Source organism: Salinibacterium sp. AL4.1 (genome assembly GCF_059767305.1).
In genome coordinates, this window is record NZ_JBSOQK010000001.1 from 789,907 (window position 1) to 811,178 (window position 21,272).

Below are 21,272 nucleotides of genomic sequence, written 5' to 3' on the forward strand. Positions count from 1 at the left end.
GGGCGTTGCGGGCTTGTGCCTATTAACCAGCACAAAATTAGAGGTTCTCCTGAATAGATTTGTCGACAATTCTGAGAGATGCTTGGCCCATGACTCAGGAAGCTGCTCGGCCCGACCGAACATTGGTAGCGATCCTCTTGGTTATCGCTGCGATCGTCGTGATTGCCATCGTCGTGGTGTTCACGCGCGGCGGGCCCACCGATATCGATCCCTCCACACCCGAGGGCGTCGTTCAGTCGTACTCGCGAGCCATGGTCGCCAGCGACTTCGAAACGGCACGCAGCTACGTTTCTGCAGACGTGCTCGACAAGTGCGAAGAAGCCGACCGCAACCCGCTTCAAGGACTGCGGATGACCGTCATCTCCACCACTATCGATGACACCACCGCTGTGGTGAAGGTCTCTCTCGAACAGGGCAGCGGCAGCTTTGGCGGTTCGAGCTACAGCTACGACGATCTCTTCACTCTTGTCGAGGAAGGTGGCGACTGGAAGATCTCGACCAGCCCGTGGGAACTCACGTACTGCTACGACCAAGGATTTCGCGGATGACCTCCACCACTAGTTCTCCGGCAGCAACTCTCGCGGTGGGCGGCGTGCAAACCGTCCGCCGCTTCATCACCTACGCACTCCTCGCCGCGACGGTGATTATTGCGGCGAGCGGCCTCAGTGGGCTACTCGACCGTCTCTTCACCCTCAATCGCATCGAGGTCAGCTACGACAACTACGGGCTCGCGACTTCTCTCGCCTCCGCGCTGGTCGCCGGCCCCCTCGCTGCCCTGCTCTGGTGGCTGATGTGGCGTGACGGCACGATGGCGCGAGACCGCGCATCCATTCTCTGGCCCGTCTATCTCGTGGTCATGTCGACGGTTGCTTTGCTCGTCTTCTCGATTAGTTTGCTCTCCTGGCTTGCCGACACCATTCGCTACGGCTGGAACCCTGCGGGGCTCGCCGTTGGCATCGTGTGGGCGCTCGTGTGGGGGTGGCATTACTGGATGTGGCAGCACCCTGCCAAGGGCCCGACGCGGCTTCAGGGCGCAGCACCCGCCCTCGCCTCCCTGATTGGGTTGACCTACGGCGCCGGAGGCCTCGTCTCTGCGCTCGCCCAGCTCATCGATGCCGCCGCGGATGCCGGCTCCCGCGCGGTCGTGGTGAGCGATCCGCTGTGGCAAATCGTCGCGCAGTCCCTCGTCTGGGCTATCGGCGGCGCACTGCTGTGGCGTTGGCACTGGGTGCGCTTCGGTGTTCGAAACCAGACCTTTGGCTTCAGCACGGTGCTTCTCGTGTTCATCACGGGAATCGCCTCGCTCGCCGTGTGTGCGTTCGGCCTCATCATTCTGTTATCGATCCTTCTTGAACTCGCGACCGGCCTGCAGCAGCCGCTTCCCAGCCTGCTCAACCCGCTGGGAACAGCGATCGCGGGAGCCTTGGTTGGCGCCCTGGTCTTCACGTACCACTCGCGCATCGTTGCCGAACGTTCCGCCGGCGTGCGTGCGGCAACTTCGCTCTCGACCGCGGGTGTCTCGTTGGCTTTCGCGGCCTCCGGCTTTGGTGTCACAGTCAACGCCTTGCTCGCGACATCGAGCGATCCGCTGCTTGCGGGCAACATCCGCAGTCTGCTGCTCGCTGGTCTCAGCGCACTCGTCGTCGGCGGCGTGCTCTGGTGGGTGACGTGGCGGCCCCGTGAGGCCTCTCTACCGGAGCGCGTCGCCACTCCCGGCCGTCGCGTGTTTCTCGTCATCATCTTCGGATTGAGCGCTCTCGTCGCGCTCATCACGTTGCTCGTGATCGGGTTCCAGTTGTTCGCCTTCTTGCTCGATGGCGGCAGCGGCGAGAGCTTCATCGAGCGATCACGACAGGCGCTCGGCGTGCTTACAGCAACCGGACTCGTTGCCACCTATCACTTCATGATTTGGCGCAAAGATCGGGAATCCGATGTCGATATCGAACCGGTACACCGCATTGGTCGCGTCACTCTTGTGTCGTCGGGCACCAACGCCGAGCTGCTCGAGGCTGTTCGCGCGGCTACCGGCGCGCGGGTGACGGTACTGCAACGGGCCGAGCCTGTGACGAAAGAGCCGGATGTCGCGGCTGTCGTCGCCGCGCTCGACGGTGTTGCGGCACCTCACGTACTGATCGTTGCTGGTGCTAAGGGCAAGGTCGCGGTTATCCCGTTGGTGTCCTAGGCAGCGTCGCGCTGTGAGGGTCGCGCTCTGAGCGTCGCGCTGTCAGCGACGCGATAGCTTTTACTGAGAAGCTTGGCGCATGACTGAACTGCTGATCGTAATGGTGGCCACGCTTGTGGTGATCGCAACCGCCACTCTCCTCGGTCCGCGTTTGGGAGTGGCCTCGCCGCTCGTGCTGGTGGCCATTGGTGTTGTGGCGAGCTTGGTGGTTCCGGCGTTCAGCGACATCCAGATCGATCCTGATCTGATCTTGGAGGGCATCCTCCCGCCGCTGCTATTCTCGGCGGCAGTTTCATTGCCGACGATGAATTTTCGCCGCGAGTTCGGCGCGATTAGCGGGCTTTCGGTCATTCTGGTGATCGGCACCGCCGTGACTTTGGGCTTCTTCTTCATGCTCGTGATTCCGGGCCTCGGCTTTGCGTGGGGCCTTGCTCTCGGCGCAGTGATCAGCCCGACGGATGCCGTAGCCGTGTCGATCATCAAGCAGACCCCGGTCTCGAAACGCGTGATTGCGATGCTCGATGGTGAGAGTCTGCTCAACGATGCGACTGCCCTCACCCTGCTGCGCGGAGCGATTGTCGCGACGGCCGCCACGTTCAGCTTCGGCAACTTTGCCGTCTCTTTCTCCTACTCGGTTGTGGTCGCGCTGCTGATCGGTGGCTTCATCGGCTGGCTCAATCTGGTGATTCGTAAACGCATCACCGACCCGACGGTGAACACGGTCCTGTCGTTCACTGTGCCGTTCGTGGCGGCGATTCCGGCCGAGCTTCTGGGAGCTTCGGGACTGGTCGCTGCAGTGGTCGCTGGCCTTGTGACCGGCATCCGGGCTGCTCGGGTGCTGTCGCCCCAAAATCGACTGTCGGATGTTCAGAATTGGCGCATGATCGAACTGGTGCTCGAGGGCGCCATTTTCTTGATGATGGGGTTGCAGATTTCGAGCATCCTCATCGATGTCGAGAACGATGATGCCGGCATCAGAAGGGCCGTGCTTTTCGCCGTGGGCGCACTCCTCATCACGATTCTCGTGCGGGCACTCTTCGTCGCGGTGTTGTTGTGGTTCCTCGCTCGGCGCTCGCACCGGCACGCCAGAATTCGACCGCGCATGGAGACCATTCAGGAGCGGCTGCGGTCGCCACACGAGATCTTGGAGGCTCCCGAACATCCGAGCGGTCTGAGCCCCACGAAGTCGCCGCGCTACGTTCGCCGGGTCACGTCCCTCGTCACTCGGTCCCTTGCCGACATCGACTACTTTGCCCGGGAGCCTCTCGGATGGCGCGAAGGCACGACGGTCGTGTGGGCCGGGATGCGCGGCGCAATCACTGTCGCGGCTGCCCAGACGCTCCCCTCGGATACCCCGTTGCGTTCCACTCTCGTGCTGATCGCGTTCGTGGTGGCGGCGCTTTCCTTGCTAGTTCAGGGTGGCACGATCGGCGCCCTGGTTCGGCGCATCTCCCCCGCTTCTGATCAGGCGGCAGAGCACGAACGTACGGTCGCGGAGCGCACCCGCCTCTTCGCTCTGCTGAAAGAGAGTGCGGATGCGGTGGTTGGTGCGACCCCCGCCGCCAGCGCGACGCCCACTGCCGCTGCGACGCCCGCTGCTACTGCGACGGCTGACGCTACGGCGACGCCCGCCACCGAGGATGCGACCGCGAACACCGAGCCGCTGGCTGGCGACACGACCACTCCTGACGGGGACGATTTCGAGTCGCGCCGCGTGCAGTTCGAGGCGGATAAGAACCATCGCATCGCGGTCATCCGGGCTCAACGTACGGCTCTTCTCGATGCGCGCGATAACGGCATCTTCGACGCCGACTTACTCGAGAATGCTCTCGACAATCTCGACGCGACGCAGATCACGCTCGAGATGCGGGGCAAACCGAGCGCGTAGGGGCCGAGCGAAGCTGGCAGCCACCGCAGTGACTACCAGCCCGCACCGCGACTAGCGGAAGTTCAGACCACCGTTGATGTCGAGCACCTGACCGGTGATGTACGACGAGAGCTCAGAAGCCAAGAACACTGTTGCTCCGGCGACGTCTTCGACGGTGCCGGCTCGGCCCAGCGGAATACCGGCGATGATCCCCGGCTGTGCGCTGCTCGGCGTGAACTGGTTGTGGAACGGGGTGTCTCCAATAAAGCCAGGAGCAAGGGCGTTCACCGTGACGTTCGCCGAAGCGAGTTCCTTCGAGAGTCCTCGGGTGAATCCCACGACTGCTGCCTTCGCCGTAGCGTAAGCAACTGCACCAGCACCGCCGCCGTTTTCCGAAGCCAGCGATGACATCATCACGATGCGGCCGGCAGGAGATTCAGAAAGGTACGGGATCGCCGCGCGCACGACGGAGAACCCGCTTGTGACGTTGACGTCGATGACTTTGTGCCAGTGGTCATCCGTCATCTCGGCGATGGTGTGGCGCCCCACGAGGTTGCCGGCGTTGTTCACGACGATGTCGAGTCCGCCGAGAGCGGCGGCTGCGGCCTCCACTACCGCGGTGGTCTGCGTCGAGTCAGTCAAGTCGCCCTGCACCGCGACAGAGGTGCGACCGAGCGCCACGATCTGTTCCACGAGCGCTTCTGCAGCATCCTTACTGCTGGCGTAATGAACGACGACGTCGGCGCCGGACTGTGCGAGGCCGAGCGCGATGGCCGCGCCGATTCCTTGGCCTGCGCCGGTGACGAGGGCTTTGCGGCCGGTGAGGTTGATCTGCATGGTGCCTCTTTCTGGTTGAGCGCTGAAATTCAGGTGCTAAAAATCGGGATTGCTAGCTCTTGGTATACCAACGAGTCGAGGTTACACGATCACGTTTTCGCTGGTCAGGGAGCGAGAGGCAAGAACAAGCACTCCATCAATCCTGCGCGGAATGGCGGTGAAATCCTCCCGCAACTCTTCGGGCAACACGGCCTCGGGAGCATCCTGAAATGCGATGGGCCGCAGGAAGCGACGGAGGGCGCTCACGCCCACCGAGGTGTGCTGCGAGTTTGTCGACGGCCAGTTTCCGCCGTGGTGCTGCGCCCACGACACTCGCACTCCGGTCGGAAAGCCATTGAAGACCAGACGGCCGACCGTTGGCGCGAGCTTGTCCGCTAGCTCGCGCACGACTTCCGGCTCGTGATCGCCGTGATGAATCGTGGCCGTAAGTGAACCGGGCATTGCGTCGACGGCGTGAAAGATCTCGTGCAGTGAGTCGTACAGTGCGACGACCAGCACCGGCCCGAAGGCTTCCTCGGCGGTGGCCTCGGTGAAGTCGGCAGCGTCGATTTCCAGCAGCGTCGGTGCCGCAAGGATGCCGGGGCCTGCCGGCGAGCCAACCGCGAGTACGCGCGCTCCGCCTTCAGCCGTGATGCGCCCGACGATGTCGCCGAGCGACGCCGAGATGCGCGAGTTGAGCAGCACCATTCCCCCTGCCGCTTCGGTGCGTGCTCGAAGGTCGTCGAGGATGGCGTCGCCGCTCGCGCCACGCGGCACGAAGGCCACGCCGGGCTTGGTACAGAACTGGCCAGCTCCGAGCGTGAACGATCCGAAGAGCCCCTCGCCGATCGGCGCGGTGCGTTCGCCTGCCGCGGCCGCCGTCACTATCAACGGGTTCAGGCTGCTGAGTTCGCCGTAGAACGGGATCGGGTTCGGGCGCGTGCTGATAATCCCGAGCAGTGCTTCGCCGGCACCAAGCGATCCGGTGAAACCGACGGCCGCAATGTGCGGGTCGGCCACCAGCACTCGCCCTGACTCGGTGCCGTAGACGATGCCGAGCATTCCGGCGGGTGCGCCATAGGCCGCTGCCGCGTCAGCCAGAGTGCTGAACGACAACCGCGAGGTGAGTGGATGCGAACTATGCGCCTTGATCACGACGCTGTTTCCCGCCGCGAGAGCAGAAGCTGTGTCGCCGCCCACAACCGAGAACGCGAACGGAAAATTGCTTGATCCGAACACTGCAACTGGCCCGATCGGCAGCAGCATCCGGCGCAGCTCCGGCGCCACCCCGAGCGGAGTCTCGCCTGCGTGATCGATCATGGCTTCGAGATAGCTGCCTTCGCGAAGCGCTTCAGCAAAGAGTCGAAATTGAAACTGTGAGCGGCTGAGTTCGCCGTTGAGCCGGCCCTCGCCGAGACCCGTTTCGTCGTTGGCCGTGGCCACAAGCCCGGCACGCTGCCGCTCGAGACCGTCGGCCAGCGCCTCGAGCAGCCCTGCCCGCCATTCGCGGCTACTCCCCCGCAACTGTTCGAACGCCGACAGGGCGAATGCTGCCCGCTCGGCGGTCTCTGCTGGCGTCGTGAGAGCGATGTCAGTTTCGTACGTGACCCCGGTCGCGGGGTTAGTTGTTGTCAGCATGATTCTCCGAATATTGAGGGGCGGTGGGGCGCGGATGACGCGGCCGGTCTGGTCTCGCGTTTGCTCTGCGGCGCCTGTGGTCGTTTAGGCTGACCTCCATGACCCAGTCGCTCGACGCTACTTTTCCGTCCCCGCTGCCGCCGCAGGCGGACACTCCCACGCGCACGGATCAGATCATCGATGCACTGCGTTCGGCCATCGTTTCTGGTGCGTTGGAGCCGGGTCAGGTTCTCGTCGAGCGCAAGATCGCTGAGCAGTTGGGCGTATCGAAAACTCCCGTGCGTGAAGCGCTGATTGTTCTCGAGCGATCGGGGCTGTTGGATGTTCAAGCCCGCCGCATTTCGGTTCGCCGACTGGGGTTCACCGACATCCGCCACATTTACGAAGAGCGTGTTCTGCTCGAGCCGTGGGCCATCATGGATGCAGCGCGAAGCGGTCGTGAGTTCACCGTCGCTGGCCAGGCGCTGGCCGACGCTCGCATCTTCGCCGCCGCGAATGACAACGCCGCTACTGCTCTGGCGAACCGCCGGTTCCACCGCGGAATGTATGCCAATAGCGAGAACGAGTTCATCGTGAATTCGCTCGACCGCTTGCAAGATCTCACCGCGCTGGCTGTGGCCGGAGTGCTGTGGGAGAACTGGCCCCGACGTGAGATTGAAGCGAGCGAGCACGCGGCGATCTATACCGCGGCAAGCACGGGCGATGCCACGACTGCCGCGCGCCTGATGGAGGAGCACATTGGGGCATCCATCGAGCGAGTGACGAAGCGCGAACTCGGGCTGTAGTCGGCTCACAATTAGTTGGACAGAAGTTCGCTGTAGGTCTTCAATAGTTCTTCGTTGGGCGGATACGTTCCGCGCAGGGGGCTGCCCTCTTCGACCTTCGAAAGAATGAACTCCTCGAGCTCTTCTTGCTCGAGAGCGTCGCGCGCCACGGATTCGGCGAGGTGGCGCGGGATGCAGACCACTCCGTCGCGATCGCCGACCATGATGTCGCCGGGGTAAATAGCCACTTCGGCGCACGCAATGGGAATCTGAACGTCGACGACGTGGTGCTGGGCCAAGTTAGTGGTGGGCGAGGCTCCCGCAGAGAATGTGGGCAGGTCGAGCTGTTCGAAACCGACCATGTCGCGGAAGGAGCCGTCGCTCACAATGCCGCTGGCGCCTCGCATCTTGAGGCGAGTGGCGAGAATGTGCCCAATGGATGCCGCCCGCTTCTTGCCGCGCGCGTCGATGACGAGCACTTGCCCGGGTTCGACCGACTCGATACCTGTGCGCTGCGGGTGGTCGTAGTCCTGAAAAATGGAGGGCACGTCGATGTCTTCGCGAGCCGGGATGCAGCGCATGGTGAAGGCTTCGCCGAGCAGACGCTGGCGCGCAGGGTTCGAGAACTCGAGGCCCTCGAGGTAGGTGTTGCGTAGCCCCCGAGACATGAGCTGGGTCGTGATCGTTGCGGTGCTGACGCGGCTGAGCGCGAGGGTGGCTTCGGGGCTGAGCGGGGCGAGGTGCGCCGCCGGTTGCTCATCGATTTCACTGCGATTCGCTGAATTGGTGTGCATTCTCAAAACCCTCCATTAGGCCGACATCCGGGTTAACCATACTGGTATACCAAGATATCAAGCCACCACGAAGGTGAGCGGGAAGCGCTTACCCCAGCGCCGGCACCACGATCTGCGGCTCGCGCGCCCCAAGCTGCACCCGAATCTCGTGAGCTGCTGCGGCCACAGCACGCAGCACGTCCGCGGGCCACAACTCCCCCGTGCGAGAAGCGGACATCGTGACCGAGATGGCGGTGTTGATGCCGCCGGTCGCGCTCGTGAGCGGAACCGCCACACTTCGAGATCCGGCGAGGTAGGTCTGATCATCCAGGGCGTAACCCCGCTGCTTGGCCTCCGCGACTCGCTCAAGAACGACTGCAATCTCAACGGCAGTTTTGTTCACCAGCAGCGGGGCCGAGGCGGCGGCAAGACGACGCTTCGCCTCGGCAGGTTCAAGGTTGCTCAGCAGCGCAGCGCCAGTGGCCGTGGCGTGAGCGGGCAAACGCATCCCCACCGAGGTTCCAAACCGCATTCCCTCAGTGGAATGCTGGCTAATCGTGAAGTACGCATTCTCTAAACCGTCGAGACGAGCAAGCTGAACGCTCTCGCCCAGACGCGCCGCCAGCGCCTCAAGAACAGGGCTGGCGGCATTAGCGATGTGATTGTGCCCGGTGTACAGCTGGCCGACGTGCCAGGCCCGCAGCCCGAGCGAGTACTGGCGCGTCGCCGGATCATGTTCGAGCCAACCCGCAGAGTGCAGGGTGTTGAGCAAGCCATGGGCGCTCGATCGCGGCAACGAGAGCGCGGTGACGATCTCGGTAAAGCTCACATACCCCCTCGCAGCGACCAAATCGACGATCGCCAATGCGCGGTCGGCCGACTTGACGGAAGGGGCTGGTGACGCCGCTGTCTGGTGTTGCATGACTCGGAGTTTACAGATGTGAACTCGCTGCGGCACCTTTGTGCGACATCCGAGTCGAGAAGTTTTTCGGTCTCTCAAGACAGCGCCCCAGATGTTGTGATATCTTCGGCGTTCACAAGCATGAACGTGAATTAACAACAATGATTGGTTGGATATCAATGTCGATGTCAAAAATCGCCGCTAGCGGGCTTTCCCTCAAGCCTTCGCGTCGCGTCAGAATCTCGGGGCTGGCTCTCGCCGTTTCCGCTGGACTCTTGGTGAGCGGTTGTGCACAGTCCGGTTCCACGTCATCTACCGACTCTGCCGGTGGCAGTTCGGGTGACTCCTGTGACTTCTCCTCGACGTATCCGAGCGGTGCGATCGAATTCATCGTGCCGTGGGCTGCCGGTGGAGGCACCGACAGCGTTTCTCGCTTCGTAGGCCTCCAGCTCGCCGACCGCCTCGGAACCCAGGTCAACGTCGTCAACCGTGATGGTGGTGGCGGCGTTATCGGTCACACCGCCATTGCGAACGGCAAGGCTGATGGCTCAGTTATCGGTATGACCACCGTGGAAATCACGATGATGCACTGGCAGGGTCTTGCCGACCTTGACTACGAAGACATCACCCCCATCGCTCAGGTCAACTCTGACCCTTCGGGAATCACCGTTGCCGCGGATGCTCCCTGGGAGACAATCGAGGATCTCCTCGATGACGCTCGCGCTAACCCCGGTGAGATCGTCGGCTCCGGTACCGCCATTGGTGGCATTTGGGATCTGGCTCGCGCCGGAATGCTCCTCGAAGCAGGCATGGGCGTCGACGACATCCGCTGGGTACCGAGCGCCGGTTCTGCTCCCGCGCTTCAGGAACTCGCCGCTGGCGGAATCGATGTGACCTTCGCCAGCCTCGCCGAGAACGCCACGATGATCGAAGCGGGCGAAGCTCGTCCGCTCGCCATCATGGGCGAAGAGCGCGACCCGAACTACCCCGACGTTCCCACCCTCAAGGAGATCGGCATCGACTTCTCCATGGGTTCTTGGCGCGGCGTCTCCGGCCCCGCCGGAATGGATGAAGACATCGTTGCCGAGCTCGAATGCCAGGTTGCTGACATCGTGGCGAGCGACGAGTACGTCGAATTCATGACCACCGCCGGCTTCGGCGTTGACGGCAAGGACACCGCCGCGTTTACTGAGTTCATCGTCAACGAGGATGAAGCTAAGGGAACGATCATGGAAGCAGCAGGACTGACCGGATGACCTTCGACACCGCTCCGGAGGTAGAGGAAACGGTGGAGAATTCCGAGAAGAGCTACGATCTCGCCAGTGGCGTGGTCGTAGTTCTTTTCGGCTCCGCCATTCTCTTTACGGTTCGCGACTACCCCACGTTGCCCAGCGGAGAGCTGGGCCCATCCCTCTTCCCCGGCATTATCGGCGGGCTCATGGTCCTCATGGGCTTGTTGCTTCTGGGGCGGTGGCTCACGGGCCGCAAGGCTGCTCGCACGAACTCCGCCGAGGCCTCAGGCACTGCTGCGGCAGCATCCGCCCCTGCGAACGACACCGCGCCGACCCCTGTCTACTGGCGTGGTTGGATCAACGCCGGTCTCGTCGTTGGCTCGGTCATCTTTTACCTGCTGGCCGTCGACTTTCTCGGCTTTCTCACGACGGTGATCATCATGACCGTGGGGCTCATCCTGCGCCTCGGCGCTAAGTGGTGGGTCGCTGTGCTCGCCGGAGTTCTCTCGACGGTCGGCGTCTGGCTGATCTTCGACAAGGTGCTCCTCGTGCCGCTCCCCCTCGGATTCTGGGGATAGACGATGATCGATAATCTGACTCAAGCGCTCAGCATGGTCGCGAGCTGGGAACTGCTGCTCGTAGTGCTGGCCGCCGGCGTCTACGGCATCTTCATCGGCTCCATTCCTGGCCTCACCGCCACCCTAGCTGCCGCTCTGCTCGTGCCCTTCGCCTTCTTCCTCGACCCCCTACCCGCAATCGCCTCCATCATTACGATGTCGGTCATGGCGATCTTCGCGGGCGACATTCCGTCTGCGTTAGTGCGGATGCCGGGCACGCCTGCCAGCGCTGCCTACGTGGAAGATTCCTACCGCCTCACCCAGAACGGCCGCGGAGCCCTCGCTCTCGGTGTCGGACTGGTGGCGTCGGCCAGTGGTGGCATCTTCGGTGGCGTAGTGCTCATCGTTGCCGCTCCGCAGTTAGCAAAAGTGGCGCTGCTGTTCACCTCGTACGAGTACTTCTGGGTGGCGATCCTTGGCTTGACGGCCGCGGTCATCATCTCTCGTGGCTCTCAAGTCAAGGGAACGGTCGCGCTGCTGATCGGTCTGTTCGTGTCGACGATCGGTCTCGACATCTCGGTCGGCTTCCCTCGCTTCACCTTCGGCAGCACCGATCTGCTGGGTGGCATCAACTTCATCCCCGCGATGATCGGCCTGTTCGGGCTGTCGCAAGTGCTGCGCAATGTGATCCACCCGCCCGAGAAAGCGTTGCCGATTCGCATCGAGTCGAAAGGCTTACTGCGCAACGCCTTCAGCACACTATTCCAGTACAAGAAGACCGCGGTCGGCGGCAACGTGATTGGTAGCGCGATCGGCACCCTCCCGGGCGCCGGCGGCGACATCGCGGCGTGGGTCGCCTATGCGGTCACCAAAAATGGCGCCAAAGAAGGTAAGCAGTTCGGTAGCGGTAAGGGCCACATCCAGCCCATCGTTGGTGCAAGTTCGGCCAACAATGCCGGGGTTGGCTCGGCGTATATTCCGACGTTGGTATTCGGCATCCCTGGTGACACCATCACGGCGATCCTGCTGGGAGTACTTCTCGTCAAGGGCATTCAGCCTGGACCGTCGCTCTTCGACTCGCAGGCGCCGTTGTTGTACTCGATCTTCATCGTGTTCATTGCGGCGAACATCCTGATGCTCCCACTGGGGTATTTGGCCATTCGCAGTAGCGGCATGCTGCTGCGCGTGCCCGGATCGGTGCTGATGCCCATCATCGTGGCGTTCTGTGTTGTGGGTTCATTCTCCATCAACAACGGTCTGCTCGAGGTCACGATCATGTTGATCTTCGGAATTCTTGGCTATCTGTTGGAGCAGGCGAAGTTCCCGCTGGCCCCCGTGGTGTTGGGGCTCGTGCTTGGCCCGATCGTGGAGAAGAACTTCATGCAGAGCGTCATCAAAACCGAGTGGGATCTCACGCAGTTCCTCACCCGGCCGATGAGCGCAGCGCTGATGATTCTGACGATCATCGTGCTGCTGTACCCACTGTTGCAAAAGGTGGTCGGCAAGCTCTTACGCCGACGCCAGCTATAGACCCGAGTAGTCGGCGACGCTAGACCCGAACAGTCGCCGACACTTTTGCGAGCGAAAGAAGCCGCCTCCCTGCCAGCTGGTTACTGGCGGGAGGCGGCTTTTCGTGGTCCCGGGCGGCGACGCGAGCGCGGGTTTCAGAAACTCGACGTAGGCTCAGATTATGACGCAGCTGATCGTGCTCGATACGGTGTTCGACGCCCCCATCGCCGAGGTGTGCGCGCTATCGCTGAGCGTGAATCTGCACCTCGATTCGATGACGCACCACCGTGAGAAGGTCGTCGCTGGCCGCACCACGGGTCAGTTCGTCGAGGGCGACGTCGTCACGTGGCAGGCACGTCACTTCGGCCTACCGCTGCGCCTGACGGTGCGCATCTTTGACGTGGATGCTCCGCACCGGTTTGCGGATGAACAGGCCCGTGGCCCTTTCGCCGCCTACCACCACGAGCATCTCTTCACCGAGATCGACGGCCGCACCCACATGCAGGATCGCCTCACCTTCGCGGCTCCCTTCGGGCCACTCGGGCGCCTCGCCGAGAAGCTGTTCTTGCGACGCTACATGCAGACGTTGCTCGAGGAGCGAAACGCTGCGCTGATCAGCTCCCTGCGCCCAGAGCAGCGGTAACGTGCATCACATGCCCCACAACGACCATTCACCCGTGGCTGCCTACCGCGAAATACTCAAAATTCGGGGCATTCCCTTTGAAGAAGCAGTTGAACCCCCGATCTACACAGAGGCACAGATCAAGGAACGCCTACTCGCGGCGACGGGGAGCGCGCCGGAGGCGCTGGTCGATTGGTTTTCGTGGCACAACGGAGTGAAGGATGCCGGAAGGATTTGTTCCGGCTTCTTCCTCGACTACGACCTCATCTCACTCGATGGAGCGCTCACAACCTTCTCCTATCGACGATGGCCCGGCGTCAGAGGGTCGAGCGGGGAACACAACCCTCACTTCCCGATCCTCAGTCGCTCAGGCGCCGGTGAAATGATGATGGTCGATCTCATCGATGGGAATGCTCTTCTCTATTACTTCTGGGGCTTAGAGAAGATCGCCATCGCCGATTCGCTCGCAGGTCTACTCAACAAATGGGGCGACTACGTCGCTCATCACGTGTCGTGGAACAGCGAAACGCAGTTCGTCGAGTTCGCGCCACCTTGGGTCGAACTCGACCGCGATTTCCGCAGCGCGATGGGCCTGAACTAGCCCTCGACTACCTCGTGACCCCAGCAGCGGGAGGCGCTAGCGCCCCGCCATCCGCGCCATCGCTGCCGCCGCGCCGGCCGTTGCTGAGCCACCGACAACGCGAATACCCTGACGTGCTCGCGCCGCACCGAGTTCGGGATCGAGCTTTCCACTCCACGGGGCGTCCTCGGCTCGGAGCACGATGCACCGGTACTGTCCTCGTGTCATTCCCACGTAGAGCAGATCGTTCCAGCTGAGACCGTGGTCATCGGCCCACGACACGGACTCCGGTGATAGATCAGTGAGCACCACGGCAGCGGCATCCAACCCCTTGAACTTGAAGATGGAATGCCAAACGACGCCGGATTCCGCCCCCAGATGCTCGTGGAGCCACCGCTCTTCATTGGTGACAGGCTCGCGCGCCATCAGCCGCCCTACGAGCGACGACTGGGGGCCGAAGGGACTGAGTACCGCGATTTCATCGGGTTGGTACTGCTCGAGCAGTGCTTTTAGCGCCGTCGCGAGAGCGGGCAGCTCGCGCCCCTCCGCTACCCTCACAATGTCCAAGTGCCCCACAGTGCTTTCCGACATTCTGTCGCCCGCGTGGTCCAGGGGGCGCCCCAACTGGCCACTAATCGAACGAAGAAGCCGCGGCGCGACGCGACAGTTGCGCCGCACGCGCACGTGAACGAGGTCTGGAGTGAGGTCGCGTGCAGCGGTCAACGGCTCGGCACGATCATCCGCCCGGCGCATGATCTGCTGGCCGGCGTCACCGGCGAAAACCACCTGGGCCTGACCGATATCGCCGCCGGCGGCGAGAGCCTGCAGCACCTTCATCAGCAGCGGCACCCCGGCCACGTCTTGGAATTCGTCAACGCAGATCGCCGCAAATCCGCCACGCTCCGGATGTTCAGCGAGTGCCTTCAGCGCAAGCAGTGGTAACTCTTCCCGATACCAGTGATCGTCGGCACCCTCCGGGTTGCGCTCCAGCCCACTCACCCGCAACATGACCGAGTTGAAGTCGGCGATCTCGATGTCGAGCGAAGACGAGCCAACCAACCCGCGCAATTCTTCGGCCATGAGCACATTCCAGCAGGTCAACAGGGTTCGATTCCCTGCTCGGGCTGCTCTGCGCGCGGCTACAGCCACCAACCAACTCTTGCCGCACCCGGCAGGGCCGTCGAAATAAAGGTGGGGGTTGGTCTCCAAGAGTTCAAGGGCGATCTCCTGGGATTCCAGTAGTGCCCGCTCGTCGATGAGCCGCGCGGCACGACGTGCGCCGGGCGAGCTCGTCGCCGTGAAATTCGAGAGCAGAGCATCCGCAATTTCCTGAGCATGTTCGGCCGTGAGTGACGCCGGTTCAACGAGCACGCCCTCGGAGGTGCCGTACCACGCGGCGTGCTCGGCAAGCACTCGCTCCACGGTTTCGACCGGCTTTGCCAAGTCGTCACCCCACGCCAACTCCCATTCAAAGAAGGTCAGATCATGGGGGCTGCCATTATCGAATTGCCAACGCCCCAGGTTGGCGAACCACACCAGCCGAGCGATGGGCTCGTCCCCGCTCAACAGTTCGCGATTCTTCAAGAAACGGCGGATGCTGCGACGGGCCCCATCCAACTGCACGAGTGGGCTCTTCGCCGGGCTCGGATTCTTCGCCAAATACCACTGCCCGTCACGGTAATCCACATGTCCGGCGGTCTTCACCTCGATCAGCAGGATGCCCTTACCCGGCGCGATCACAATGACATCGACTTCGCCGCTCAACCCCGCGACGTGCTGGCCCACGGTGAGACCGGTGAGCACCACCCAGTCGTCACGGTCTTGAATCGACTCGAAGGCGGTGAAGATCTGTTTCTCGCTCCGGTTAGCATCAACGTGGGCGCGAGTCGGGTGCATGCGTGGCATGGTCAGACGCTATCGGTTCCCGGGCTCCCCCTCGGACGCGACTCGACCAGTTCTCACGAAATGGGTGCGAGCGTTTGTGGCTGCTGCTATCGCTGTGCACACGCTGCTCTCGCCCGAATGACGACACCGGAAAAGAAAAAGCCCGGCGAGAGCCGGGCTGAGCGGGAGTTGCTCCCTAGTTGTTTTGCTGGGGTACCTGGACTCGAACCAAGAACAAAAGAATCAGAATCTTCCGTGTTGCCAATTACACCATACCCCACAGCGTTCAGCCGCAGCCGAACCGATTTACTACTTTAGCGCATCCTGAGCGGGCTGGGGTTCACTCCCCCGCTCGAGTCACCAAAAATCGCGAAGATCCGCGGAAACTCGGCGAAAAAGTCGCTGCTAGAGCAGGTCGCGGTTGATGACCGCGGCCACCTCGGCGCCATCACCCGCGGCAACGATGAGCTGCTGCGGGCCGGGCGGGGTTGCATCGCCAATCGCATAGGCTCCCGCCGCGCTGGTGCGGCCGGCAGCGTCCACGACGATCAGGCCCTCCGGGTCGAGCGCGAGCTGCAAGCCTGCCGCATAGTCGAGCGCGGTCTCATAGTCGGGGCGCACAAACGCGGCCTCGCGCGCAATAGTTTCGCCGTCGGCCAGCACAACGCCGGTGAGGCCATCACGGTCGCCCGCGACATCCGCTACTTCACGACGATCCACTCGGATGCCGCGTTCCGCGAGCATCGCCTCGTCGCCGTCGCTCACATGGCCGACGCCCTGCGTGAAGACAATCAGATCGCGGCTCCACTGCGAGAGAAGCAGCGCCCGCTCCGCTAGGTCATCGGTGTGACCAATCAGCGCAATGGGCTTATCCGCATACTCGTAGCCGTCACACTCCATGCACGAGTGGATGCTCGTGCCATAAAACGCGCGAAGCAGCGGCAACTTCGGCAGCACTTCGCGCAACCCCGTCGCGATCAGCACAGTGCGGGTCGTTACCGCTCCCCCGCGATGCGTGACGGTGAAGCCGGCGCCAACGGTCGCTGAGGCTCCGTCGACAGCTCCATCATCGGCACCATCAGCAGCACCCGGCCCGCCAACGGCACCGAGCGGCTCGATGCCCTCAACAATGGTTCGCTCGAACGAGACGTTCGGATACTGCTCAAGCTCCTCACGGCCCATCTTGCGAAGCTCGAGAGGAGAAATACCATCGCGGCTCAGAAAGCCGTGAGAGTGGAACGTCGCCGAGTTGCGGGGGCGATTGCTGTCGAGCACGAGAGTGCGTCGACGCGCCCGCGCCAAGTTCAGGGCAGCACTGAGTCCGGCCGGTCCGCCGCCGACAATGACAACATCCCAGTCGAACTGCTCACTCATAGCTGGGCGCGCAACGCCTTCAGACGAACCAGCGACGATTCCTTGCCCAACAACTCCATCGACTCGAAGAGCGGCGGGCTGATGCGGCGACCAGCGATCGCGCTGCGCAACGGGCCAAACGCGAGACGCGGCTTCATCTCTTTTGCTTCGATGAGCTCGGCGCGCAACGCTGCCTCAATGGCATCGTGCGTCCACGAATCGAGGTCGGTCAGCACAGCAATCGCAGCATCGAGAACCTCGGGGCCCTCGGCCTTCGGCATCGCATCCGCATCGACCGTGAGGTCAGCATCCGCCGTGAACAAGAACTGCAACAGCGCGGGAGCATCGCCCAGCAGCTGCATGCGCTCCTGCACGAGGGGTGCGGCAGCGGCGAGCGTGGCGAGCTCGGCGTCGGTCGGCTCAGCCGAAATGACGTCAGCAGCCACGAGGTAGGGCACGAGACGACCAGCGAACTCCTCCGCCGAGAGCAGACGGATGTGGTCGCCATTCAACGACTCCGCCTTCTTCACATCGAAGCGGGCCGGGTTCGGGTTCACGTTCTCCACGTCGAAGGCCCCAATGAGCTCTTCGATCGAGAACACGTCGCGGTCAGGCGCGAGCGACCAGCCCAACAGCGAGAGGTAGTTGATGAGGCCCTCGGGGATAAACCCGCGGTCGCGGTGCAAGAACAGGTTCGACTCCGGGTCACGCTTGGAGAGCTTCTTGTTGCCGTCGCCCATGACATACGGCAAGTGGCCGAAGCGCGGGATGGCATCCGTGAGCCCGATCTCGATGAGGGCCGTGTAGAGGGCGATCTGGCGCGGAGTGCTCGAGAGCAGGTCTTCACCGCGCAGCACGTGCGTGATGCCCATGAGCGCGTCATCCACCGGGTTCACGAACGTATACAGCGGAGCACCGTTCGGGCGCACCACCACGAAGTCAGAGAACGAACCGGCGGGGAACGTGATGTCGCCCCGAACCAGGTCGTCAAAGCTCAAGTCGGAGTCCGGAACGCGCAAACGCAGCGCCGGCAGGCGACCCTCTTCTTTGAATGCCGCGATCTGCTCAGCGGTGAGGTCGCGCTCGAAGTTGTCGTAGCCCTGCTTGGGGTCGCGACCGTTGGCCACGTTGCGGGCCTCGATCTCTTCGCCCGTCGCAAAAGACTCGTAGAGGTGGCCGGAAGCCTTCAGCTTCTCGATGACCTCAAGATAGATGTCGGTGCGCTGTGACTGACGGTAGGGCCCGTTGGGCCCGCCAGTCTCGACGCCCTCGTCCCAGTCCAGCCCCAACCAGCGCATGGCGTCGAGAAGCTGCAGGTAGCTCTCTTCGCTGTCGCGAGCGGCATCCGTATCTTCAATACGGAACACCATCTTGCCGCCGGTGTGACGCGCATACGCCCAGTTGAACAGGGCAGTGCGGATCAGCCCAACGTGGGGCGTACCGGTAGGTGACGGACAAAACCGAACGCGAACGTCGGAAGCGGTTGCAGTAGAAAATGGAGCAGACATTGCCACCATTCTAAGCCGCAGAACCGCCCGTTGCGGGCGATTCTGCGGCTGCGCCTACTTGGCGATAGAACGAACCGGGTTGCTCAGAGTGCCGATGCCCTCGATCGTGATGTCGACGGTGTCGCCGTTCACGATCGGGCCAACGCCAGCCGGCGTACCCGTGAGGATGATGTCGCCAGGCAACAGGGTGAAGGCCGCCGAAGCGTACGCCACTTGCGCTGCCACCGAGTGGATCATCTGGTCAACGGTGCCGTCTTGCTTGAGGTCGCCATTCACCGTGGTGCGGATGCTCTGCGAACCCACCACGAACTCGGTCTCGATCACGGGCCCGAGCGGGCAGAACGTGTCGAAGCCCTTGGCACGTGACCACTGGCCATCCTTCTTCTGAAGGTCGCGAGCAGTGACGTCGTTGGCAATCGTGTAGCCAAAAATGACGCTCTCGAAGTCGGCCTCCGCCACGTTTTTAGCGATGCTGCCGATGATCACGGCTAGCTCCCCCTCAAACGCGATTTCTTCGGACTGCGTCGGCAGCATGATGGCATCGCCGGGGCCGACGACAGACGTGTTCGGCTTGATGAACATCATGGGAGCATCCGGAACCTCGTTGCCGAGTTCCTTAGCGTGCTCGGCATAGTTGCGACCGAACGCGACGACCTTCGAACGCGGGATGACCGGTGCCAGCAGCTTGATGTCCGAGAGCGGCAAACGCTCGTCGGTGGTTTCAAAGCCGTTGAACATCGGGTCACCGGTCAGAACGACAATTTCGTCACCATCGATGAGTCCGTAGCGCGCGCCTTGGCCAGCGCTGAAACGAGCTACCTTCATGCGTCGAGCCTCGTCATCCAGCCGTGCGTGTCTTCGCGACGGCCATATTGGATGTCGGTGAGCTCTTCGCGCAGCGACATCGTCAGCTCACCGGCGGGAGCATCCGCCGAGCCGATTTCGAAGCCATCACCCTTGAGCAGAGCGATCGGCGTAATGACCGCAGCCGTACCGCAGGCGAACACCTCGGTGATGTCGCCAGAAGCAATACCCTCGCGCCACTCCTCAAGAGTGACGCGGCGACGTTCGACCGTGTGGCCGCGGTCTTCGGCGAGCTGAAGAACGGAATCGCGAGTAATGCCCTCAAGAATCGAGTCCGAGTGCGGAGTTACGAGCGTTCCGTCTTTCTTGACGAGAACCACGTTCATGCCACCGAGCTCTTCGATGTACTTGCCCTCTTCGGCATCCAAGAACAGCACCTGAGCACAGCCCTGCTCGGCTGCCTCTTGCTGCGCGATGAGCGACGAGGCGTAGTTGCCACCCGTCTTGGCCGCCCCTGTTCCACCCTTGCCGGCACGCGTGTAGTTCGTGGAGACCCAGATCGACACTGGGTTTATTCCGCCGGGGAAGTAAGCGCCAGCCGGGCTCGCGATCACGTAGTAGTTGACTTTCTTGGCCGCGCGTACGCCAAGGAACGCTTCTTTCGCGAACATGAAGGGACGCAAGTAGAGGCTCGTCTCGGGAGCGCTCGGCACCCAGTCGCCGTCGACGGCGATGATCTGCTTGAGCGAGTTCACGAACTCGTTCACCGGCAGTTCGGGCAGCGCCATGCGCGCTGCAGAGCGCTGCAAGCGAGCGCCGTTGGCTTCGGGGCGGAAGCACCAGATAGAACCGTCTTCGTGACGGAACGCCTTGAGCCCCTCGAAGATTTCTTGCGCATAGTGCAGCACCGCCGCAGCCGGGTCGAGCGCGATCGGCCCGTACGGCTGTACGCGGGGGCGGTGCCAGCCGCCCTGTTCTGACCAACAAATGTCGACCATGTGGTCGGTGAAGTTCACGCCAAATCCGGGGTTCTCCAGAATCGCGTCGCGCTCCTCCACGGAGCGGGGTTCCTGGTTCTTCTTCACCAGGAACGACAGGGGGCGATCAGCCAAAAGATTCTTCATGCGATGTCCTTAGTGACGTACAGCCGAGGCGGCTGTGGGTTAATTCTGCGCTACAGCGTTGGCAATTGCACTGCCGATTTCAGACGTGGACCGTGCGGTGTCGCCACGGGCGCCGAGATCGGCTTCAACGGCCGCAGTGACGCGAGCCGCGGCATCCGATTCGCCGAACTGTGAGAGCAGCAATGCAATCGACAGGATTGCCGCCGTGGGATCAGCGAGTTGTTTGCCCGCAATGTCGGGCGCTGAGCCATGAACCGGCTCGAACATGGAGGGGAATTCCCCGCTCGGGTTCAAGTTGCCGGAGGCGGCCAAACCAATGCCGCCGCTGATGGCTGCTGCGAGGTCTGTGAGGATGTCGCCGAAAAGGTTGTCGGTGACGATAACGTCAAATCTACTCGGATTTGTGACGAGATAAATAGTCGCCGCATCGACATGCATGTAATCGACTTCAACCTCGGGGAATTCTGCCGCCACCCGGTCGACCGTCGTCTGCCACAAACCGCCCGCGTGAACAAGCACGTTGGTCTTGTGCACGAGGGTGACCTTCTTGCGGTCGCGCCCCATCGCGTGAGCAAAAGCGAAGCGCACAACGCGCTCGACACCGAACGCCGTGTTGATTGACACCTCGGTGGCGATCTCGTGAGGTGTACCGGTGCGGATGCGCCCGCCGTTGCCCACGTAGGGGCCTTCGGTACCCTCGCGCACGACCACAAAGTCGACGGCGCCGGGGTTAGCCAGTGGCGAGGTGACACCGGGGAAGATTGTGGTGGGGCGCAGGTTCACGTGGTGATCGAGCGCAAAACGCAGCTTAAGCAGCAGACCCCGCTCGATGATGCCGCCCGTGAGGCGAGGATCGCGCGGGTCTCCCCCGACCGCGCCCAGCAGGATCGCGTCGTGCTTCGCGAGCTCTGCGATGTCGGAGTCGTCGAGAATGGTGCCCGACTCCAAGTAGTGAGCGGCGCCGAAGGGGAACTCGGTGGGCGCGACATCCACCCCGGTCGCTTTCAGAACCTTGAGGGCTTCGGCCACAACTTCGGGCCCAATTCCATCACCGGGAATGACTGCAAGCTTGATCTGAGAAGACATATAAATACAGTACCGCTGTGGGGCTACTCGCGGCGTCGAAGAGCACCATAGCGGCGGCGCCTTTAGAGCCGG

At 62.6% G+C, this 21,272-nt stretch carries 19 protein-coding genes and 1 tRNA gene; 9 read left to right on the forward strand and 11 right to left on the reverse strand.

The genetic code is table 11. From position 1 onward, the window contains the following. The first annotated feature begins 89 nt into the window (after positions 1-89). The 3 genes from ACWTV3_RS03895 (at position 90) to ACWTV3_RS03905 (ending at position 4,070) form a co-directional block, all read left to right on the forward strand. A complete protein-coding gene (locus ACWTV3_RS03895) occupies positions 90-548 on the forward strand; it encodes an LpqB family beta-propeller domain-containing protein (protein WP_498476927.1) in 459 nt (152 codons plus the stop codon). Continuing rightward, positions 545-2,182: a DUF5671 domain-containing protein gene (locus ACWTV3_RS03900; RefSeq protein ID WP_498476928.1), complete on the forward strand. Its 1,638-nt coding sequence runs from the start codon at positions 545-547 to the stop codon at positions 2,180-2,182. The genes ACWTV3_RS03895 and ACWTV3_RS03900 overlap by 4 nt, the downstream gene beginning before the upstream one ends. A 79-nt stretch (positions 2,183-2,261) precedes the next feature. Next, positions 2,262-4,070 carry a cation:proton antiporter gene (locus tag ACWTV3_RS03905; RefSeq protein ID WP_498476929.1) on the forward strand — a complete coding sequence of 603 codons (1,809 nt, stop codon included), beginning with the start codon at positions 2,262-2,264 and terminating at the stop codon, positions 4,068-4,070. Between the two features lie 51 nt (positions 4,071-4,121). On the opposite strand, the gene ACWTV3_RS03910 is transcribed toward ACWTV3_RS03905, so the two are convergent. Further along, on the reverse strand, positions 4,122-4,886 hold the full coding sequence (locus ACWTV3_RS03910) for an SDR family NAD(P)-dependent oxidoreductase (RefSeq protein ID WP_498476930.1): 765 nt from the start codon (positions 4,884-4,886) through the stop codon (positions 4,122-4,124). 81 nt (positions 4,887-4,967) lie between these two features. Further along, positions 4,968-6,503 (reverse strand): aldehyde dehydrogenase family protein, encoded by a 1,536-nt coding sequence (locus tag ACWTV3_RS03915; RefSeq protein WP_498476931.1) that lies wholly within the window; start codon positions 6,501-6,503, stop codon positions 4,968-4,970. Positions 6,504-6,601: 98 nt separating this feature from the next. On the opposite strand from ACWTV3_RS03915, the gene ACWTV3_RS03920 reads away from it, so the two are divergent. Next, entirely contained in the window at positions 6,602-7,288 is a 687-nt protein-coding gene (locus ACWTV3_RS03920) for a GntR family transcriptional regulator (RefSeq protein ID WP_498476932.1), read from the forward strand. Positions 7,289-7,299: 11 nt separating this feature from the next. Here ACWTV3_RS03920 and ACWTV3_RS03925 read toward each other — a convergent pair whose 3' ends face one another. Together ACWTV3_RS03925 and ACWTV3_RS03930 are read right to left on the reverse strand one after the other, a co-directional pair. Next, a complete protein-coding gene (locus tag ACWTV3_RS03925) occupies positions 7,300-8,061 on the reverse strand; it encodes a ribonuclease activity regulator RraA (RefSeq protein ID WP_498476933.1) in 762 nt (253 codons plus the stop codon). A gap of 88 nt (positions 8,062-8,149) precedes the next feature. After that, positions 8,150-8,962 carry an IclR family transcriptional regulator gene (locus ACWTV3_RS03930; RefSeq protein ID WP_498476934.1) on the reverse strand — a complete coding sequence of 271 codons (813 nt, stop codon included), beginning with the start codon at positions 8,960-8,962 and terminating at the stop codon, positions 8,150-8,152. A 158-nt stretch (positions 8,963-9,120) separates the two neighbouring features. Here ACWTV3_RS03930 and ACWTV3_RS03935 point away from each other — a divergent pair, with 158 nt between their 5' ends. From ACWTV3_RS03935 to ACWTV3_RS03955, 5 genes are all read left to right on the forward strand, one after another. Continuing rightward, a complete protein-coding gene (locus ACWTV3_RS03935; protein WP_498476935.1) occupies positions 9,121-10,197 on the forward strand; it encodes a tripartite tricarboxylate transporter substrate binding protein in 1,077 nt (358 codons plus the stop codon). Then, positions 10,194-10,751 carry a tripartite tricarboxylate transporter TctB family protein gene (locus tag ACWTV3_RS03940; protein WP_498476936.1) on the forward strand — a complete coding sequence of 186 codons (558 nt, stop codon included), beginning with the start codon at positions 10,194-10,196 and terminating at the stop codon, positions 10,749-10,751. Before ACWTV3_RS03935 ends, ACWTV3_RS03940 begins: the two co-directional genes overlap by 4 nt. A gap of 3 nt (positions 10,752-10,754) precedes the next feature. Next, positions 10,755-12,260 carry a tripartite tricarboxylate transporter permease gene (locus ACWTV3_RS03945; protein WP_498476937.1) on the forward strand — a complete coding sequence of 502 codons (1,506 nt, stop codon included), beginning with the start codon at positions 10,755-10,757 and terminating at the stop codon, positions 12,258-12,260. A gap of 160 nt (positions 12,261-12,420) precedes the next feature. Then, positions 12,421-12,882, forward strand: a complete 462-nt coding sequence (locus ACWTV3_RS03950) for an SRPBCC family protein (protein WP_498476938.1) — start codon at positions 12,421-12,423, stop codon at positions 12,880-12,882. Between the two features lie 10 nt (positions 12,883-12,892). Next, positions 12,893-13,462 (forward strand): hypothetical protein, encoded by a 570-nt coding sequence (locus ACWTV3_RS03955; protein ID WP_498476939.1) that lies wholly within the window; start codon positions 12,893-12,895, stop codon positions 13,460-13,462. Between the two features lie 36 nt (positions 13,463-13,498). Here ACWTV3_RS03955 and ACWTV3_RS03960 read toward each other — a convergent pair whose 3' ends face one another. From ACWTV3_RS03960 to ACWTV3_RS03990, 7 genes are all read right to left on the reverse strand, one after another. Further along, positions 13,499-15,346 (reverse strand): nuclease-related domain-containing DEAD/DEAH box helicase, encoded by a 1,848-nt coding sequence (locus ACWTV3_RS03960; protein ID WP_498476940.1) that lies wholly within the window; start codon positions 15,344-15,346, stop codon positions 13,499-13,501. A 187-nt stretch (positions 15,347-15,533) separates the two neighbouring features. After that, positions 15,534-15,605 (reverse strand) — tRNA-Gln (locus ACWTV3_RS03965). A gap of 125 nt (positions 15,606-15,730) precedes the next feature. Continuing rightward, on the reverse strand, positions 15,731-16,699 hold the full coding sequence (locus tag ACWTV3_RS03970) for an NAD(P)/FAD-dependent oxidoreductase (RefSeq protein ID WP_498476941.1): 969 nt from the start codon (positions 16,697-16,699) through the stop codon (positions 15,731-15,733). Next, positions 16,696-18,186, reverse strand: coding sequence for a glutamate--tRNA ligase (gene gltX, locus ACWTV3_RS03975; protein WP_498476942.1), 1,491 nt, complete (start codon positions 18,184-18,186; stop codon positions 16,696-16,698). The genes ACWTV3_RS03970 and gltX overlap by 4 nt, the downstream gene beginning before the upstream one ends. Before the next feature lie 54 nt (positions 18,187-18,240). Further along, positions 18,241-19,011 carry a fumarylacetoacetate hydrolase family protein gene (locus ACWTV3_RS03980; protein ID WP_498476943.1) on the reverse strand — a complete coding sequence of 257 codons (771 nt, stop codon included), beginning with the start codon at positions 19,009-19,011 and terminating at the stop codon, positions 18,241-18,243. Beyond that, positions 19,008-20,114: a branched-chain amino acid aminotransferase gene (locus ACWTV3_RS03985; RefSeq protein ID WP_498476944.1), complete on the reverse strand. Its 1,107-nt coding sequence runs from the start codon at positions 20,112-20,114 to the stop codon at positions 19,008-19,010. Before ACWTV3_RS03985 ends, ACWTV3_RS03980 begins: the two co-directional genes overlap by 4 nt. A gap of 39 nt (positions 20,115-20,153) precedes the next feature. Next, the gene (locus ACWTV3_RS03990) at positions 20,154-21,200 is read right to left on the reverse strand and encodes a 3-isopropylmalate dehydrogenase (protein WP_498476945.1); all 1,047 of its coding nucleotides are present in this window, start codon (positions 21,198-21,200) and stop codon (positions 20,154-20,156) included. Positions 21,201-21,272: the final 72 nt, after the last annotated feature.

Bases quoted from the DNA above. Each gene is read 5' to 3' on its own strand.
- ACWTV3_RS03985 (WP_498476944.1), bottom strand. From the start codon at position 20,114: ATGAAGAATCTTTTGGCTGATCGCCCCCTGTCGTTCCTGGTGAAGAAG.
- ACWTV3_RS03905 (WP_498476929.1), top strand. From the start codon at position 2,262: ATGACTGAACTGCTGATCGTAATGGTGGCCACGCTTGTGGTGATCGCA.
- ACWTV3_RS03990 (WP_498476945.1), bottom strand. From the start codon at position 21,200: ATGTCTTCTCAGATCAAGCTTGCAGTCATTCCCGGTGATGGAATTGGG.
- ACWTV3_RS03900 (WP_498476928.1), top strand. From the start codon at position 545: ATGACCTCCACCACTAGTTCTCCGGCAGCAACTCTCGCGGTGGGCGGC.
- ACWTV3_RS03980 (WP_498476943.1), bottom strand. From the start codon at position 19,011: ATGAAGGTAGCTCGTTTCAGCGCTGGCCAAGGCGCGCGCTACGGACTC.
- ACWTV3_RS03895 (WP_498476927.1), top strand. From the start codon at position 90: ATGACTCAGGAAGCTGCTCGGCCCGACCGAACATTGGTAGCGATCCTC.
- ACWTV3_RS03960 (WP_498476940.1), bottom strand. From the start codon at position 15,346: ATGCCACGCATGCACCCGACTCGCGCCCACGTTGATGCTAACCGGAGC.
- ACWTV3_RS03920 (WP_498476932.1), top strand. From the start codon at position 6,602: ATGACCCAGTCGCTCGACGCTACTTTTCCGTCCCCGCTGCCGCCGCAG.
- ACWTV3_RS03935 (WP_498476935.1), top strand. From the start codon at position 9,121: ATGTCGATGTCAAAAATCGCCGCTAGCGGGCTTTCCCTCAAGCCTTCG.
- ACWTV3_RS03950 (WP_498476938.1), top strand. From the start codon at position 12,421: ATGACGCAGCTGATCGTGCTCGATACGGTGTTCGACGCCCCCATCGCC.
- gltX (WP_498476942.1), bottom strand. From the start codon at position 18,186: ATGTCTGCTCCATTTTCTACTGCAACCGCTTCCGACGTTCGCGTTCGG.
- ACWTV3_RS03910 (WP_498476930.1), bottom strand. From the start codon at position 4,886: ATGCAGATCAACCTCACCGGCCGCAAAGCCCTCGTCACCGGCGCAGGC.
- ACWTV3_RS03955 (WP_498476939.1), top strand. From the start codon at position 12,893: ATGCCCCACAACGACCATTCACCCGTGGCTGCCTACCGCGAAATACTC.
- ACWTV3_RS03930 (WP_498476934.1), bottom strand. From the start codon at position 8,962: ATGCAACACCAGACAGCGGCGTCACCAGCCCCTTCCGTCAAGTCGGCC.
- ACWTV3_RS03940 (WP_498476936.1), top strand. From the start codon at position 10,194: ATGACCTTCGACACCGCTCCGGAGGTAGAGGAAACGGTGGAGAATTCC.
- ACWTV3_RS03915 (WP_498476931.1), bottom strand. From the start codon at position 6,503: ATGCTGACAACAACTAACCCCGCGACCGGGGTCACGTACGAAACTGAC.
- ACWTV3_RS03925 (WP_498476933.1), bottom strand. From the start codon at position 8,061: ATGCACACCAATTCAGCGAATCGCAGTGAAATCGATGAGCAACCGGCG.
- ACWTV3_RS03945 (WP_498476937.1), top strand. From the start codon at position 10,755: ATGATCGATAATCTGACTCAAGCGCTCAGCATGGTCGCGAGCTGGGAA.
- ACWTV3_RS03970 (WP_498476941.1), bottom strand. From the start codon at position 16,699: ATGAGTGAGCAGTTCGACTGGGATGTTGTCATTGTCGGCGGCGGACCG.